At 61.9% G+C, this 16,440-nt stretch carries 14 protein-coding genes and 1 tRNA gene; 13 read left to right on the top strand and 2 right to left on the bottom strand.

Going from position 1 to position 16,440, the window contains the following annotated elements; all coding sequences use genetic code 11:
* Positions 1–264: 264 nt before the first annotated feature.
* The 3 genes from pheS to OSC37_RS14070 are packed head-to-tail and all read left to right on the top strand — an operon-like array spanning position 265 to position 4,131.
* On the top strand, positions 265–1,773 hold the full coding sequence (pheS, locus tag OSC37_RS14080) for a phenylalanine--tRNA ligase subunit alpha (RefSeq protein ID WP_267162069.1): 1,509 nt from the start codon (positions 265–267) through the stop codon (positions 1,771–1,773).
* Complete coding sequence (pheT, locus tag OSC37_RS14075) at positions 1,773–3,485, top strand: phenylalanine--tRNA ligase subunit beta (RefSeq protein ID WP_267162068.1); 1,713 nt, start codon at positions 1,773–1,775, stop codon at positions 3,483–3,485. Before pheS ends, pheT begins: the two co-directional genes overlap by 1 nt.
* Positions 3,486–3,543: 58 nt before the next feature.
* Positions 3,544–4,131, top strand: a complete 588-nt coding sequence (locus OSC37_RS14070) for a riboflavin synthase (RefSeq protein ID WP_267162067.1) — start codon at positions 3,544–3,546, stop codon at positions 4,129–4,131.
* Here OSC37_RS14070 and OSC37_RS14065 read toward each other — a convergent pair whose 3' ends face one another.
* Complete coding sequence (locus tag OSC37_RS14065; RefSeq protein WP_267162066.1) at positions 4,132–5,319, bottom strand: tryptophan--tRNA ligase; 1,188 nt, start codon at positions 5,317–5,319, stop codon at positions 4,132–4,134.
* Positions 5,320–5,638: 319 nt separating this feature from the next.
* Between OSC37_RS14065 and OSC37_RS14060 the strand changes: the two genes are divergently transcribed.
* From OSC37_RS14060 to OSC37_RS14045, 4 genes are all read left to right on the top strand, one after another.
* On the top strand, positions 5,639–6,169 hold the full coding sequence (locus OSC37_RS14060) for a 50S ribosomal protein L16 (protein WP_267162065.1): 531 nt from the start codon (positions 5,639–5,641) through the stop codon (positions 6,167–6,169).
* Between the two features lie 62 nt (positions 6,170–6,231).
* On the top strand, positions 6,232–6,957 hold the full coding sequence (locus OSC37_RS14055; protein WP_267162064.1) for a hypothetical protein: 726 nt from the start codon (positions 6,232–6,234) through the stop codon (positions 6,955–6,957).
* Between the two features lie 132 nt (positions 6,958–7,089).
* Complete coding sequence (locus tag OSC37_RS14050; protein WP_267162063.1) at positions 7,090–8,172, top strand: DUF7978 family protein; 1,083 nt, start codon at positions 7,090–7,092, stop codon at positions 8,170–8,172.
* A gap of 110 nt (positions 8,173–8,282) precedes the next feature.
* Positions 8,283–9,602, top strand: a complete 1,320-nt coding sequence (locus OSC37_RS14045; protein ID WP_267162062.1) for an MFS transporter — start codon at positions 8,283–8,285, stop codon at positions 9,600–9,602.
* Positions 9,603–10,202: 600 nt separating this feature from the next.
* Here OSC37_RS14045 and OSC37_RS14040 read toward each other — a convergent pair.
* A tRNA-Arg gene (locus tag OSC37_RS14040) sits at positions 10,203–10,275 on the bottom strand.
* A gap of 103 nt (positions 10,276–10,378) precedes the next feature.
* On the opposite strand from OSC37_RS14040, the gene OSC37_RS14035 reads away from it, so the two are divergent.
* The 6 genes from OSC37_RS14035 to OSC37_RS14010 all read left to right on the top strand — a co-directional run bounded on the left by OSC37_RS14035 (position 10,379) and on the right by OSC37_RS14010 (position 16,411).
* The gene (locus tag OSC37_RS14035) at positions 10,379–10,996 is read left to right on the top strand and encodes a DUF7504 family protein (RefSeq protein ID WP_267162061.1); all 618 of its coding nucleotides are present in this window, start codon (positions 10,379–10,381) and stop codon (positions 10,994–10,996) included.
* 257 nt (positions 10,997–11,253) lie between these two features.
* On the top strand, positions 11,254–12,666 hold the full coding sequence (locus OSC37_RS14030; protein WP_267162060.1) for a single-stranded DNA binding protein: 1,413 nt from the start codon (positions 11,254–11,256) through the stop codon (positions 12,664–12,666).
* Positions 12,667–12,717: 51 nt separating this feature from the next.
* On the top strand, positions 12,718–13,158 hold the full coding sequence (locus OSC37_RS14025; protein WP_267162059.1) for a histone: 441 nt from the start codon (positions 12,718–12,720) through the stop codon (positions 13,156–13,158).
* Positions 13,155–14,171, top strand: a complete 1,017-nt coding sequence (locus OSC37_RS14020; protein ID WP_267162058.1) for a histone deacetylase family protein — start codon at positions 13,155–13,157, stop codon at positions 14,169–14,171. Before OSC37_RS14025 ends, OSC37_RS14020 begins: the two co-directional genes overlap by 4 nt.
* 51 nt (positions 14,172–14,222) lie before the next feature.
* Positions 14,223–15,782 carry a TraB/GumN family protein gene (locus tag OSC37_RS14015; RefSeq protein ID WP_267162057.1) on the top strand — a complete coding sequence of 520 codons (1,560 nt, stop codon included), beginning with the start codon at positions 14,223–14,225 and terminating at the stop codon, positions 15,780–15,782.
* Positions 15,782–16,411 carry a zinc metalloprotease gene (locus OSC37_RS14010; RefSeq protein WP_267162056.1) on the top strand — a complete coding sequence of 210 codons (630 nt, stop codon included), beginning with the start codon at positions 15,782–15,784 and terminating at the stop codon, positions 16,409–16,411. Before OSC37_RS14015 ends, OSC37_RS14010 begins: the two co-directional genes overlap by 1 nt.
* Positions 16,412–16,440 lie beyond the last annotated feature (29 nt).

Genomic DNA, 16,440 nt, shown 5'->3' with positions numbered 1-16,440 from the left:
GAGCGTTTTCCAATTCGACGGGTAGGGTGGCTGATCGGTCGCCAGTTCCAGAACCCTTTAGTTGTCACCTCCTGTCGTATCACGTATGATGCCCGAATCCCAGCGTCGGCGTATCGGACGCGAGCCAGCGACCGGACCAGGGTTTGGGTTTTTTGTCTTCTAGACTGTGGTGCGTGGAGCCGCCCGCCGTCTGGGTCGGTGAAACGCGCCGGTCGGAACGGGAACCGTTAACTAACCGACTTCCGGTGTATCCATCAACAATCGATGCAACTCCCAGAAACACAGGTGGCGGTCCTCAGGGCCGCCGACGCACAGTCGAATCGGGACGTAACCGATATCGCAGACGAACTCGACGAACAGCCCCAAGCCGTGGCACGGGCTGGGTTCGAACTCGACGACCGCGGCCTCGCCTCCCTCGACGAACGCGGCGAAGAGACGGTAACGCTGACCGAGGAGGGCGAGCGCTACGTCGAGGAGGGACTGCCCGAGATCGCCCTGTACGAGGCGGCAGTCGACGCCGGCGCGGCCGAGAACCCGGTCTCGCTCGGCCAGCTCATCGGCGAGGCCGGGCTGGACGGTGATGCGGTCGACATCGCGCTGGCGAACTTCGCCCGGAAGGGGTACGGAGACGTCGAGAGCGGCGACGTGACCGTCGACCCAGGTGCGGATCCGGCGGACGACCCCGAACTGCGGGCCCTCGAAGCCCTCGTGGCCGGCGAAGACGTCGACGACGAGTCGGTCCTGGACCAACTCGACAGGCGCGGACTCGTCGAGCGCGACGAGCGGACGGTCCGGTCGATTACGCTGACCGGCGACGGTGTGACGGCGCTGATGGAAGGTGTCGAGGCGGCCGAGACCGTCGACCGACTCACTCCCGAGTTGCTGACAAGCGGCGAGTGGGAGTCCGTCGAATTTACCGATTACAACGTCGAGGCGGCGGCCGACGATATCGAGCCCGGGCGCAAACACTCGCTGCGGGAGATGGCCGACCGCGTCAAAGACGTGCTCGTCGGGATGGGGTTCCAGGAGATGCGCGGGCCGACGGTCGACGCCGACTTCTGGATTCACGACTGCCTGTTCATGCCCCAGGACCACCCTGCGCGCACCCACTGGGACCGCTTTGCCATCGAGAACCCGGCGAAAATCGACGAGATTCCCGAGGACCTCGTCGAGCGGGTCAAAGCCGCACACAGGGACGGCGTCGGTGAGGACAGCGAGGGGTACCACTCGCCGTGGGACGAGGACTTCGCCCGACAGCTCGCGTTGCGCGGGCACACAACATCGCTGACGTCCCGGCACCTGGCCGGCGAGGCGCTGGGCGACCTCGAACCGCCCCAGCGGTTTTTCAGCGTCGAGAAGGCCTACCGCAACGACGAACTCGACGCGACCCACCTGCTCGAGTTCTTCCAGATCGAGGGCTGGGTGATGGCCGAGGAGCTGTCGGTCCGTGACCTGATGGGCACGTTCACCGAGTTCTACGAGCAGTTCGGCATCACCGACCTGGAGTTCAAGCCGACCTACAACCCCTACACGGAGCCGAGCTTCGAGCTGTTCGGCCGCCACCCAGAGACCGACGAACTCATCGAAATCGGGAACTCGGGCATCTTCAGACCCGAAATGCTCGAACCGCTTGAGGTCGACTGTGACGTGATGGCCTGGGGGCTCGCACTCGAACGGCTGATGATGCTCGCCACCGGTGCAGAAGATATTCGTGACGTCCACGGCACGCTCGTTGATCTTGAGTACCTGCGGACAGAGGAGGTGATTTACTGATGCCAGTCGTCAACGTCGATCCCGACGAACTCAGAGAACTCACAGACCAGCAGAAAAGCGACGAGGAACTGCTCGACGATATGTTCGGCCTCGGCCTCGAATTCGAAGGCGAGACCGAGGATGGCGAACTCAAAGTCGAGTTCGAGCCAGACCGCCTGGACTGGCTCTCAATCGAAGGAATCGCGCGTGCGATGCGGTACTACTACGCCGAGGACCGCGGCGTTGCTGTCCCGTCGACCAACGACCCCGAGTGGACAATCGAGGTCGAGGGAACTCCCCAAGAGCGTCCCTACGTGACCGGCGCGGTCGTCCGTGACGTCGATCTCTCGGATGGAGTGCTCGAATCGATTCTCCAACTCCAGGAGAAACTCCACGCGACGATGGGTCGCGAGCGGGCAAAAGGCGCAATCGGCATCCACGACATGACGATGCTGAAAGGTGCGCCCGCGAAAGACGGCGCACAGAAGTCGATTCGCTACACCTCGATGTCGCCCGACGAGCGGTTCGTCCCGCTGGAAAGCGACGAGGAGATGACGCCCGCTGAGGTGCTCGACGGCCACCACATGGGGGCAGATTACGCCGACCTTGTCGCGGGGATGGACCGGTATCCGGCCATCTACGACGATATCGGGCTGTTCTCGTTCCCGCCGGTCATCAACGGCCGCCGGACGGAGGTCACCGAGGACTCTCGCGATTTGCTGATTGAGATGACGGGAACCGACCAGTGGACGGTCGACCACATGCTGAACATCGTCTGCTATGCGCTGTCGGCCCGCGGCGGTCGTCTCGAATGCGTTGAAGTCAGCTACAGCGACGACGCCCCCGGCGAGTACGCAGGGTATACGCTCGACAGGCCAGACTTCACGACGAAGACCAAGACCGTCACCCACGACCGCATCGAGACGGTTCTCGGCGTCGAGTTGGACGAGGAGACCGTCGTCGACTGTGCCGAGCGTTCCGGCCTCGACGTGAGTGTTGGAGACGCCTACGAGTTTGAGATTCCGCCCTACCGCGTCGACGTGCTCCATCCGGTCGACGTTATCGACGACATCGGCCGCGCGTACGGCTTCAACGAGATGAAGCCCCGATATCCCGATGTGGCGACCGTCGGGAAACGCCACGAGCGCTCCCGCCTCGAAGATGCAGTCCGCGAAACGCTGGTCGGACTCGGCTTCGAGGACCTGCTCAACTTCTATATGACGAACGAGCGCGAGAACTTCGAGCGGATGGGCGTCGACCCCGACACGGCGGTCGTCGGCGGTGGCGAGCCGGTCACCATCATCGAGCCCTATAGCGAGGCCTACACCATGTTGCGGAGCTGGGCGCTCCCCTCCGTGATGCAAGTGCTCGAAAACAACACCCATCGGTCCTATCCCCAGCACCTGACAGAGATCGGTCTCGCCGCCTGTGTCGACGAGAGTGAGAACACGAACGTCGCCGAACACCGGACCGTCGCGATCGCGATGGCCGATCCCGAAGCCTCCTATGAGGATATCCGCGCTCGTCTGCAGGCACTGGTCGAACGATTCGACGCACACCTAGAGACGCCGCCGACCGACCACCCCTCGTTTATCGACGGCCGTTGTGCCGAGGTCGTCGTCGACGGTGACTCGGTCGGCGTCATCGGCGAGACTCATCCGAAGGTCATCGTCGACCACGACATCGAAGTCCCCGTCGCCGCCGCCGAGTTCCGGCTGGACGCGCTGCAGTAGCATCACATTTTTGCAACCCATAACGCATTTTTGAAGAGGGCTTGTCGGTCGAACTGCGATGTACACCGGAATTGTCGAAACGACGGGACAGATTCGAGACGTAACGCAGTTCGAGAGTGGGTGTCGGCTTCGGATAGCTGCTGACACGGCCGGGCTCGACCCCGACGACAGCATCAGTATCAGCGGCGTCTGTCTGACCGCGGAGTCGGTCGGTGACGGCTGGTTCGAGGCCTTTCTCTCGGCAGAGACGGTCGAGCGGACGTATCTCGACGAGCTGGAGCCAGATGAGGACGTCAACGTCGAGACGCCGATGCCCGCCGAGGGACGGTTCGATGGACACGTCGTCAAAGGTACCGTCGACACTGTCACCGAGATCACCGACATCGAGACCCTCGGCGAAGACTGGCGGTTCGAGTTCTCGGTTCCCGACGGCCACGAGCAGTACCTTGTCGAGAAGGGCCCTGTCGCGCTCGACGGCATGAGTCTCACGGTGGCTGACCTCGGCGAGGAGACATTCAGCGTGGCCGTCGTCCCGACGACCTACGAGGTCACGACACTCTCCGAGAAACAAATCGGTGACCCCGTTCATTTCGAGGCCGATATCCTCGCGAAGTATGCCGAGCGCCAGCGGCTACTCGCGGCCTAATCAGAACCGTCGAACCCCTGCCGAGTCGTCGGGGTAGCCGACGCGTCCGAGCGCCTGCTGTCGTTCCTCCTCGGTCAGTCGGTACGGTTCGAGTTCGTCTTCGAGTGAGCCCAACTGCTCGCGGCGTCGCTGGTGGGCCTCGAAGAAGTCGGCTATCTTCTCGGCGGCGAGTTCCTTTAGTTCGCCGCTCAACAGCGACCCCTCGCGGTACTCGCGGGCCAGTCGTTCGACCTCCGTGTCGTCGTCCTCGAAGAAATAGTAGAGCAGGAGATAGGAGACATCGACCTCGGGGTCACCGCCCTGTTCGCGGTGGTCGTCGACACTAGATTGGCCGCCAGAGTAGGCATGCGTCAGTATCTTCTCACGAATTGTCTCGCGGTCGTCGGTGAGGAGGATATTCGGTGCGTCGTCGGAGGCGCTCATCTTCCCGGGGCCGTCGAGACTCGGGAGGAACTTCGAGAGCAGTGCCCCCGGCTTCTCGACGTCGTAGCGCTCTTTGCCGGCCACGTCTCGACAGACCCGGACATGGGGGTCTTGGTCAGCTCCAATTGGGACGAGCGTCGGCTGTCTCCCTTCGACGAGTTGGGGGAGCAGGAGATGTGTTGCCTGCACTGCCGGGTAAAACGAGTGACCGATGTTCTCGGGTTCGCCATAGGTCGCCTCGACAGTTGCTTGGGTTATGTCCGTGCTCAGTGCCGACGCGAGCGGGTAGATGATGTCTGCGTCGGCGCTGTCGACAACGAGACGCGTCCGCTCGGGGTCGAAGCCTACGGCAAGTATATCGAGCAGATTGTCCCGCGTGTAGCCGCCGATGTCCTCAAGTGAGAGGTCTTTCACGAAGTACTTCTCGTCATCCGACAGCGGGATGTAGACGGTCGTCCCTGCCGTCTCTTGGAGGTACTTCGCGAAGTAGAACGGAAAGACGTGACCGATATGCATCGGACCGGAGGGACCGACGCCGGTGACGAGGGCGTGGTCCTCGCCGGCTGTTGCGGCGTTGAGAAACTGGTCGAGGTCACGGTGTGCGTAGAATACCCCTCGCCGGACGAGCGGGTGCCCGGAGTCGGGGAAGCGCCCGCGCTGGTCTGCGGTCACCTCGTCGGCACCGAACTGGTCGAGGAGCTGTTCATAGTCGACGTCGCCGTCGACGCTGTGCGGTGTTACGGTGAAGTCGTCTTGTGTTGCCATTGGTGTCTCTTGCTAGTGCTCACTCTGTAATCGATACACAACGGAAGCGAGTGAGCACCGCGCCGTCGGCAACAGGTGAGGCCTGTCGCTTCAGCACGCGATACTGTCCACTCCCGAGAACAAGCGCCAACGCCAGCCGCGGCCGATGAGAGTGGACATCGGTGTCAATTAAACGGTGCGTTCAAATCAATATAACAACTTCGGAACGTCTCGCCAACAGAGAAACCCCGGCCGGAGACGAGGTTCGAGACGCGTCTGGTTCGCTCGTGGTTCGAAGCCCTTAATTACGGGCTCATCTTTCATCGGACAAGAGCAACCTATGTCGGACAAACCAGCTTCGATGTACCGGGATATCGACAAGCCCGCCTACACGCGACGCGAATACATCACGGGCATCCCGGGGTCCAAGATCGCACAGCACGAGATGGGTGACAAACAGAGCGAGCCCGAGGACTACCCGGTCCAGATTTCGCTCGTCGTCGAGGAGTCCGTTCAGATTCGCCACGGCTCACTCGAATCCGCACGACTTTCGGCGAACCGCCACCTTATCAAGGAGTTCGGCGAGGGCAACTACCGGATGATTCTCCGGAAGTTCCCCCACCAGGTCATCCGAGAGAACAAACAGGCAACCGGCGCAGGTGCAGACCGTGTCTCTGACGGGATGCGCCAGTCGTTCGGAAAGATTGTCGGCACTGCGGCGCGCATCCAGGCCGGCGAACGGCTGTTCACCGCCTACTGTACCGTCGACCAGGCCGAAGAGGTCAAAGAGGCCTACCGCCGTGCCTACAACAAGATTACGCCGCCTTGCCGCATCAAGGTCGAACGTGGCGAAGAGGAGCTCGTCTCGTAATCTCTCCTTCTGAAACTCGTCGTTAGCTATACCAGCCGACGGCTTGACAGACGAGATAGTCAATGTTGTTTCCCGTTTTTGGCGTCTCGCTTGTCGCCATCGGAGTTGCGATAGCGTGGTACGGCCTCCGGCCGCTCGTTGTGGTACCACGGATACTGCGCACGGAGGTCGTCAGTCCATCGAGAGTTATTGAAGCAGGCACCGATGGTGCGTTTGTCGTCTGTCGTGGAACCGCGACAGGAGATCAGGCCGTCACCAGTCCGTTCACGGGGAAACGCTGTCTCGGCTTCGAGTTTGAGGTGGGCGAGCGCCAGCCCTCCGCTATCGGTATCCCCTGGTTTTTCGCACATCTCGATGACGGTGTCTCCACACACGAGTTTCGACTCCGCGACGAACGGGGCGAGCTGGCGGTAGAGCCATCAGCCCAGCGATTCTCGCTCGATACCGATTCGACCGTCGTAACAGTGGGTGCTCATGAAACGCCTCCAAAGCGAATCGCAAACTTCGTCGAGGTCCGTGACGCGCTCTCACCGGTGGCCCGCTGGCTCGCAGCGATACCCGGGATGGGAACACGGCGGTACGTCGAGCGTCGAATCGATCCCGGCCAGGAGTACGTGATTGCTGGACGGGTAGAGCAAAGCGAGCGAACACCAACGCTTGCCGGCCCGCTCGTCATTACGGACAAATCGCCGACGGGTCTCGGGCTGGCGCGACTGAAGACAGCAGTACTGCCAGTAGCTGTCGCGCTATTTTTGATCGGAGTGGGTGCGATACTGATACTAATATGAGAATATACGATACCACAGCGACAGCGGACACAAAGTATATCGGCACACGTCTGCCAGTTCGGCGGGCACATTTTAGCGACAGGACCGATTGTATGATAAAAATATAAATGACGGCCACGAGATTTGGTTTCAATGGCTGGCAGAAGCAATCAGGGACTAGAAAAAACGGTCCAGCAGCAGCTCGAAGAGGAAGGGTGGGACGCCGACAGTGATGAGGTCTCACGCGGCGTGTATCTTGTTGCCGGTCTCGATCAAGAGACATCACGGCGGCGGCTTGTTCTAGTTATACCGGCTGTAAAAGCGTCCGTGACCGTCGAGGACATCGAGTGGCTCGCCGACGAGGCCGAGGAATCAGGTGCCGATGTCGTCGAAGTGACAACCAATGGAACGGCCACTGACGAGGCACAGCAACGCGCAGCGGACCACGACATCTCGGTTACCGAGCCACGCGAGTACCAGTCAGGCAAGGAGGGCGAACGGCAACAACGGCCACAGGATCGAGGCCATCAACAGCAACGGCAACAGCCAAGACAGAGTGGACAACAGCCACCACGACGCTCCCGTCGAGCTGAGACCGACCAGCAGCCATCGAGACAGCAGCCCGACACACGCAGCGGGCAGATGACCGGCGAAGGCTCCTCGTCGTCGAGTTCCGGTCTGTCCGACATGCTGTTTTCTAACTCCCGTCCAGTCGGTGGGTTTCTCTACGGATTACTCGGATTCGTCCTCTCGTTTGTCTTCACGACCATATACTTCTTCTACAGACTCGACGAGATCACTGACGGGAACATCGACGGAGTATTCCCGGACGGGTCGCTGCCACAGGCGTTCGCCTGGCCGTTCTACAACGCAAACAGGGTAGACATCACCGTTGAGGCTGGCGGCAGGTCGGTGGATAATATCAATTACATTGCTAATAGCGACCAGCTCAACGGACTGGTATTCTCTGCCATCATCGCGCTCATGCTCGTGCTCTCGGGGTACTCGGTTGCCTCTCGTGCCACCGAGTCGTTGACTGGGCGGGAAGCTGCTTCCGCTGGGACGAGCATCGTGAGCGGCTATCTCCCTTTGCTCGTAGCCGGGACATTCCTGTTCTCGACCGACTTTCAGGGAGCGAGCGGCGGACCGGAGTTCGGCCTCTCACTCGTGCTCTGGGGAGTTATCTACGCGTTCGTCTTCGGCGGTATCGGCGGCTATCTTGCAGGTGCGCGCTGACGAGAGGGCCGCGTTGCTGACCGAAAGCACGCCACGGTTCCAGAGGTTGTCGGCGAACCTCAACGAAGACGAATCATAATACGTTTTATCGAGACCCTAGCAGTCACGGTGTGGACGGGAACCACGTCGATTCTGACGACGAACAAGCCGACGAAGAAGGCGCAGATCTCCAGTTCTACGTTCTGTATCTCACGAGGTTCGCAGAGGGATTCGGGTTCATCACGCTGTTGACGCTGTTGCCGAACTACATCAACCAACTCGACCCACAGGGAACGACCGTCCTCGGAATATCAATCAGTGCCGGGTTCATCATCGGGATGTACACGACCGGCTTTACGCTGGCACAGACTGTCGCGGTCGTGCCGATGGCGTGGGCCGGTGACCGGTTCGACAAGCGGACCGTCCTGCTCGGGGTACTCGGGCTCGGCGCAGCGGTGTATGCTCTCTTTCCGCTCGTGGACTCCTCGGTGTCGTTCATTTTCATTCGGGCGTTACAGGGCGTCGCGGCCACTGGTGCTGGCTTGATGACACTCTCGCTGGTCGGCCAGCTAGCGACAGTCGACACGCGAGCACAGCGAATCGGCCGCGCGAATGCCGCGCGCTTTCTGGCATCGATTTTCGGCTCTCTCTCGGCGGGGTGGCTGTTAGACCAGTTCGGGTTCTCGCCGATTTTCGCGATTATCGTGGTGTTGATGACCGTCGCGTGGGTCGGCGTCTACGGACGACTCGACCCAGACCCGACGCGAATCACGGGCTTCCCCTTTTCGGATTTGGCTGTCAACCGCCGCATCCTGACGATGACCAGCTTTCGGGCACAGTATGCATTCGCCGTCACAATCGTCCGGACCTGGGTGCCGATATACGCCGGGACCGAAGTCGCGTCGGGCGGACTCGGCGTCGTCGGCATTGCCGTCGCCGTAACGGTCACCGCAGAGAAGGCAACAAACATGCTCGGGCAACTGTTCACTGGCCGCCTCTCGGATACGTACGGCCGCGCGCTGTTTGTCTTCGCCGGCGGCGGCGCGTACGGGCTGGTTGCGATTGCGATACCGTTCGCCGATTCCATCGGCTCGGCTGTCGGCACGGCGATGACGCTCCCGGTACTCGGAACGCTCCCGGCAGCTTATCTCCCGCTCGTTGCGCTCTCGGGGTTGCTTGGGGTCGCAGACTCCTTCCGTGAGCCGGCAAGTATGGCGCTTTTCGCCGACGAGGGACAGGACAACGGCGGTGTCGCGTCGAGTTTCGGCATCCGCGAACTCGTCTGGCGGCCCGGGTCGGTTCTGGGGCCGCTCATCGCCGGCTGGCTGATGGTTGAGGTAAGCATGGCCTCGGTCTTCTATGTCGGCGGCGCGTTCGCGCTGACCGGCGTGGGCGCGTTCTTTGCAATCCTCTTTGCGACTCACGGACGGAATGCACTGACCGCATGGTGACAGTCCGTCATCGCGTTGGCGGCCAGCGACAGTTTTGACACCGCGTCGCAGTATCTCGGTCGACCCGGCTCCGGATTTCGGCCCACGTTCCAGTGAGGTGCTCCCCGTCGGGGCTGGCACCACAACCCCGCGGACCAGACAGGTGCCAGGTCTCCGTCGCCTCGTTTTTGACGGCATCCATACCCATTCTCGGAGCGGGTCGGGTATAGGTGGACCGAAGAGACAGGCGACTGCCGACGCTCGCCGTGTCGCTGGAACAGTCCTTGCAAAGTCCAACAGCGGTGCGGATACGGACACGCCGTGAACGGATGACTCCTCGGCAAGGAAACAGTCGAGAATCCCTGACTGCGGAACGTCCTGGCGGAGTCCTGCGCGAGCGACGCGAGCGCAGGGCAAGCCAGGACGCGAACGACTGCAGTCGCTGAACGAAGTGAAGCGACAAAGGAGTAAGCGTCCTGGCGGAGATTTGAACTGGCCGAGACGGTTGTGCTCGCTCACTTCGTTCGCTGTGCGCACTGCGACTCGTCTGCTCAAATCTCTGCTGACCGCTTTCCAAACACGGACGACTCGCTACGCTCGTCGTCGTTGTGTTTGGAAAAGCGTCCTGGCGGAGATTTGAACTCCGGTCCCTGGCTCCGCAAGCCAAGAGGATAGTCCACTACCCTACCAGGACTCACTCATTCGTAGCGGGGTACTGACTAAAGGGGTTACGATTCGTCGACGCCGTCGGTGTCGCAATCAGCATTCTTATAGGGGCGCGAGCCACACATTACGGTATGGCTGAGCGGGCAGGACAGGAAGACGATATGCCGGACCTCTCGGCACTCGACGATGTTTCTAACGTGTTACTGTTGGTCCCATCTCTCGGAAACCAGGGACGACAGGCCTGCCTGACACTTCTCTCACGGACACCACCTAGCGAGACAAACATTCTCACAGTCACGTACACCGACACTGCGCCCGACTGGGTCGACCTCTGGAGCGAGCACGTTGGCACACCGCCCGTCCGCGGGGGAATCGTCCCGATTGGGCAGGGAAAGAGTGATGTCGACGACCCCTCGTGGGCTGTCAAGTCGGTCGAGAACCCATCGGATTTGACAGGTATCGGGATTCAGCTCAGCGAGTTGCTCTCGACAATGGCCAAGGCAGCCGACGATAGCGAGGAGATTGCTGTCTGTTTCGATTCGGTCACGTCGCTGTTGCAGTACGCCGACCTCCAGCGGGCGTTTCGGTTCCTCCACGTCGTCACCGGGCGGGTGAAAACCGTCGGCGGTGTCGGCTACTACCGCCTCGACCCCGACGCCCACGACCGCCAGACCCTCGCAACGCTCAAGGGGCTGTTCGACGCCGTCGTCGAGGTCGACGAAGACGGGGCCTGGTCTGTTCAGACCTGATAGTGATTGTTGCGAGTCGTTACCGCCGTCGGGAAACGAGACGTGGGTCTCACACCGTGAAACACTGAGATTCGTGACGTGGTCACGAAAATAACCGCAACAATCACTATGAGTGGCTACGAGGCTTTTTATACAATCGGGAAGCAGTCCGAGGTGATGACGGCCCAAAACACGACGACAGATGAGTGTACAAAGGAGCAGGGAGACGGCCCAACGACAACGCTTAAGCGGCGACCAGCCGTGTGTTCCGTACAGTAATGGGTGCGATTGAGGATATCTACGCCGATCTCGAGACGGATGTCTCCGAGGAGGAGTTCCAGGAGGCAGTTGAGGAGAAAGTATCACAGATGGACGGCCTGGTCGACGAGGAGACGGCCGCCCAGCTGCTCGCACATGAACTCGCAGACGGCGAGGTCGACACCATCGCAGACATCGACCCCGCGATGGACGAGGTAAAATTCCTCGCAAAGGTCCGTTCTGTCGGTGAGTTGCGAACCTTCGAGCGCGATGAAGAGGGCGAGGGGATGGTCATCAACGTTGAGGTGGCCGACGAGACCGGCAGCGTCCGGCTTGCGTTCTGGGACGAACAGGCCGAGGCCGTCGACGCCGGCGAGCTCGACACCGGTGACGTGTTGCGCGTTAAAGGACGACCCAAAGAGGGGTACAACGGGCTCGAAGTGAGCGTCACCGAGGCCGAGCCGGACGACGAGGTCGACATCGAGGTCGCACTGGAGGGCGACAGCATCGAGGCGCTCGCGCTAGGCCAGTCCGATGTTACCCTCAAAGGGCTCGTCCTTGGAACGGACGAGGTTCGGACGTTCGACCGCGACGACGGCTCCGAGGGCCGGGTCGCGAACCTCACACTCGGCGACGAGACCGGCCGGATTCGGGTGACGCTATGGGACGAGCGCGCCGACCGCGCTGACGAACTCGAACCCGGTACCGCGGTGGAAGTCGTCGACGGCTACGTCAGAGAGCGCGACGGCGACCTCGAACTCCACGTGGGTGACCGGGGAGCCGTCGACGAGGTCGAGGAGACGGTCGAGTACGAACCCGACACAACGCCGATAGACGCCGTCGAAATCGACCAGACCGTCGACATCGCGGGCGTGGTTCGCTCGACAGACGAAAAGCGGACCTTCGACCGCGATGACGGCTCCGAGGGACAGGTCCGAAACGTTCGCCTCCAGGACGACACCGGCAATATCCGGGTCGCGCTGTGGGGCGAGAAGGCAGATATCGACGTTGCGCCGGGCGACGAATTGCTGGCGGCCAACGCAGAGATACAGGACGGCTGGCAGGACGACCTCGAAGCCTCCGCAGGATGGCAGTCGACGGTGGTTGTTCTCGAAGACGCAGAGACGGGCGTCGGCGCGTCACCATCGGGACCAGAAGCGAGTGACGATGCAGACACCGCAGTCTCCGACGGTGGAGACGCCGGCCTCGATGCGTTTGCCGACGGCGAGAGCCCCGAGGCGACAGGCGAGGCGGCCGAAGGTGAGGCCGTCGAATTCACCGGCACAGTCGTCCAGACCGGGAATCCGGTCATCTTAGATGACGGCACCGAGACAATGAGCGTCGACACCGACGAGACGCTCCGACTGGGCGAAGAAGTAACAGCCAGGGGAACAGTTGAGGCGGAGGTACTCGACGCCGACGAGGTACTCTGAGGACTCGGGCGTTACACAACGCTTAAGATTACCACACTCTCGGTTTGGCGTATGAGCGTCGAGCTACCGTTCGCACCGGTTGATACAATCATCCGGCGGAACGCAGGCGGCCTCCGTGTCAGTGCCGGCGCGGCAGAGGAACTCGCTCACCGCATCCAGCGGGAGGGAACCAAACGAGCGACTGTCGCGGCGGAGCGCGCCGGCGACGACGACCGAAAGACCCTGATGGCAGCGGATTTCGCCGTTGACCCCGTTCCGGACAAGGATACGCTGGCGCTCCCAATTGCGCCCGTCGACCGAGTGGCACGGCTCGACATCGACAACCGGTTCCGGGTCTCGATGGACGCCCGGATTGCACTGACCGCTAAGCTCGAGGTGTGGGCAGACGAGGTCGCCACCGCGGCGGCCATGCTCGCGCGCCACGCTGACAGGCGGACAGTTAAAGGCGAAGACATCAAGATGTACTTCGAACTGCAACAGTACTTCGAATGAGATTTGGCTACTGCGAGGCTTGTCTCGAACACGATACCGGGCCACGGCACCCGGAGAGTCCGGACCGACTCCGCGCGATTCGGCAGGCCCTCGCGGAGAAACACGGCGTCGAGTACGTCGTTGCCGACCCGATCGACATCGACCGGGTCTTCGCGGTACACCAACGAGAGTACGTCGAGGAACTCGAACAGTTCTGTCAGGACGGCGGCGGTGACTGGGATGCCGATACCGTCGCCAGTGAAGACACCTGGGAAGCCGCACTCAGAAGTGCGGGTATTGCAGAGTGGGCAGCAACGACCGCACTCGCGGGAGCCGCCGGACGAGAAACGCCGTTCGCACTCGGGCGACCGCCGGGCCATCATGCAGTCGAAGACGACGCGATGGGATTTTGCTTTTTCAACAACGCGCCGGTCGCGGCGCGGTCGGTCATCGACCGAGGGATGGCCGACCGGGTCGCTATCTTCGACTGGGATGTCCACCACGGCAACGGCATCCAGGACATCTGCTACGACAAGGAAGACATTTTTTACGCCTCGATTCACGAAGACGGCCTCTACCCCGCAACAGGAACAGTTGACGAGACGGGGGCAGGCGAGGCCGAGGGGACAACGATGAATATCCCGTTCCCGCCAGGAACAACACAGAGTGGCTATCTCGCTGCACTCAGAGATGTCATCGGCCCAGCCTTCGAGGCCTTCGAGCCGGACCTGCTACTCGTTAGCGCAGGCTTTGACGCCCACGAACACGACCCCATCTCACGGATGCGCGTCTCGACTGAGGGATACGGTCTGCTCGCCCAACAGATGCGCGAACTCTCGGAAGATATCGGTGCCGCGCTGGGGTTCGTGCTCGAAGGCGGGTACGGTCTCGATACGCTGTCAAGCAGCGTGAGCATGGTCCACGAGGTGTTCGATGGCTACGAGCCGGCTCCCGACGACGGTAATGTCTCAGACACCGCGACAGACGTTCTCGACCGTGTCAGGGCACAGGGGTTTGACGGCGTCTCCGAGTAATCGCCGAGGGGAGTCGTCAATGGTAAACCACGCGACCTACAAACCCGAACGATGACCGACCGAGGCGACGTGCTGGACGCCGGCGAGACGCCGGTCGTTCCCGGAACACGCAGTGGCGGGTCGGTGACCGTCGTCGGGACAGCGCACGTCTCTCACGACAGCGTCGAGGAGGTCGAACAGACGATCGCAGAGCGACAGCCAGATGTCGTCGCGGTGGAACTCGACGAGACTCGGTACAAGCGGATGCAGGGCGAGACGCCCGACGATATCGACGCTGGCGACGTTATTTCGGGCAAGACCGTCTACCAGTTTCTCGCCTACTGGATGCTCTCGTACGTGCAGGCACGGCTCGGCGACCGGTTCGATATCGAGCCCGGCGCGGACATGATGGCGGCAATCGACAGCGCCGAAGAACACGGCAGCGGTGTCGCCCTGGTCGACCGCGATATTCAGCTGACGGTCCGTCGGCTCTGGTCCGGGATGCGCCTGCGCGAGAAACTTGCTATCGTCGCCGCCTTGCTAGTCGAGATGGGCGGCGTATGGACTGCAGGCCTGACAGTCGGCCTCTTCATCGGAACATTTGTCGCCATTATCGCGGGCGCACTGGGTGGCCCGTACCTGGTTCCGGCAGGCGTCGACGTGGGGCTGCCGCTTGTGGGTGGGCTCCTGGGTTCGGTGCTGGGTCTCCTCGACGGGCTTGCAGTTGCTACAGCAGTCGCCGTTGCAGTCGGAACACCGATTTCGCTGTTGCTTCTCCGGTCGACGCGAGACATCGAAGATGCCGAAATCGACCTCGACAGGCTGACCGATGCCGACGTCGTTACGGCGATGATGGAGGAGTTCCGACGGTTCTCGCCGGGTGGAACGGAGGCACTTATCGACGAGCGAGACGCCTACATCGCTCACAAGCTCGTCGCCCTCCGCGAGGCCGGCTACGACGTGGTAGCGGTCGTGGGCGCGGGTCACCGGGCGGGTATCGAACGCTACCTCGACCACCCCGAGGAGCTGCCACCGCCCGAGTCGCTGGTCGGCGAGCCGAGCACGAGCCGGTTTCGCGCCATCGCGTACAAGGCGATTGGCTACGCGTTCACCCTTGGCTTTCTGGCCTTTTTCGTCCTGCTCGCGGTGGCGGGCGTCCAGGGCGAGTTCCTGCTGCGGGTGTTCGCCGTCTGGTTCGTCGTCAACGGGCTCGCGGCCGGCGCACTCGCAAAGCTGGCCGGCGCACACTGGAGTAGCGCTGCCGTCGGCGGTGCGGTCGCCTGGCTCACGAGCGTCAATCCGCTGCTCGCGCCGGGATGGTTCGCCGGCTACGTCGAGTTGCGCTACACGAGCGTCAACGTCGCGGACATCAGCAAGCTCAACGAGATGCTCGGGGACGACGAGCGCCCGGTGTCCAGCCTCGTCAGAGATATGCGCAACGAGGTACCGACCTTCCGGCTCATCCTCATCGTGGCGATGACCAACATCGGGAGCTTCCTCGCCAGCGTCTTCTTCGCGGCGGTGTTGTTGCCCTATCTCGCCTCGGACATCGGTGGCGTCACCGAGCTGGGCCAGCAGATGCTCAACGGCGCAAGCGAGAGCGCACGCCTCATCTGGGAGACAGTAACATAATGTACGAGATTGCTGACATCCGATTCTACCGCGAAGAGTTGCGCGACCTCGCGGTCGCCTGGCTTGCGCTGAGTGTCGCCTTCACCTTCTTTCTTGAAGGGGACTTCATCAGAGGCCAGCCGATCTACGCCCCGGACATCGGAGCGTTGGTCCGGGTGTTCCTGCTGAGCACGGCAACCGTCGGCGCTGGCTTTCTGTTGCACGAACTCGCACACAAAGTCGTCGCCGTCCAGTTTGGCCAAATTGCGGCCTTTCGTGCGAAATACGACATGCTCGCCATCACAGTCGCCTCCGGCGTCGCCGGTTTTCTCTTTGCCGCGCCCGGCGCGGTCTATCACCGCGGCGCGATTACGGCCCGCCAGAACGGGCTGGTTGCTGTCGCTGGGCCGGTAACGAATCTCGTGCTGGCAGCAGTCTTCTTGATTCCGTTTGTCCTCGGCGGTGGATTCGTCGCGGAAGTCGGACAGATGGGCGTCCTCATCAATATCTTCCTGGCCGCGTTCAACATGGTGCCTGCCGGCCCGCTCGACGGCAAGACAGTCGCTCAGTGGCACAAAGGTGTTTTCGCGGCCGTCTTTGGTGTCTCCCTACTCTCGCTTGTCGGATTCGTTGTCGGGTTCATCTTCTAGCGCCGCGATACCGGCGTTAGTCCAATCGA

It is taken from the genome of Halovenus salina, assembly GCF_026410925.1.
GTDB classification, from domain to species: domain Archaea; phylum Halobacteriota; class Halobacteria; order Halobacteriales; family Haloarculaceae; genus Halovenus; species Halovenus salina.
This window is presented reverse-complemented; position numbering and strand designations above follow the sequence as displayed.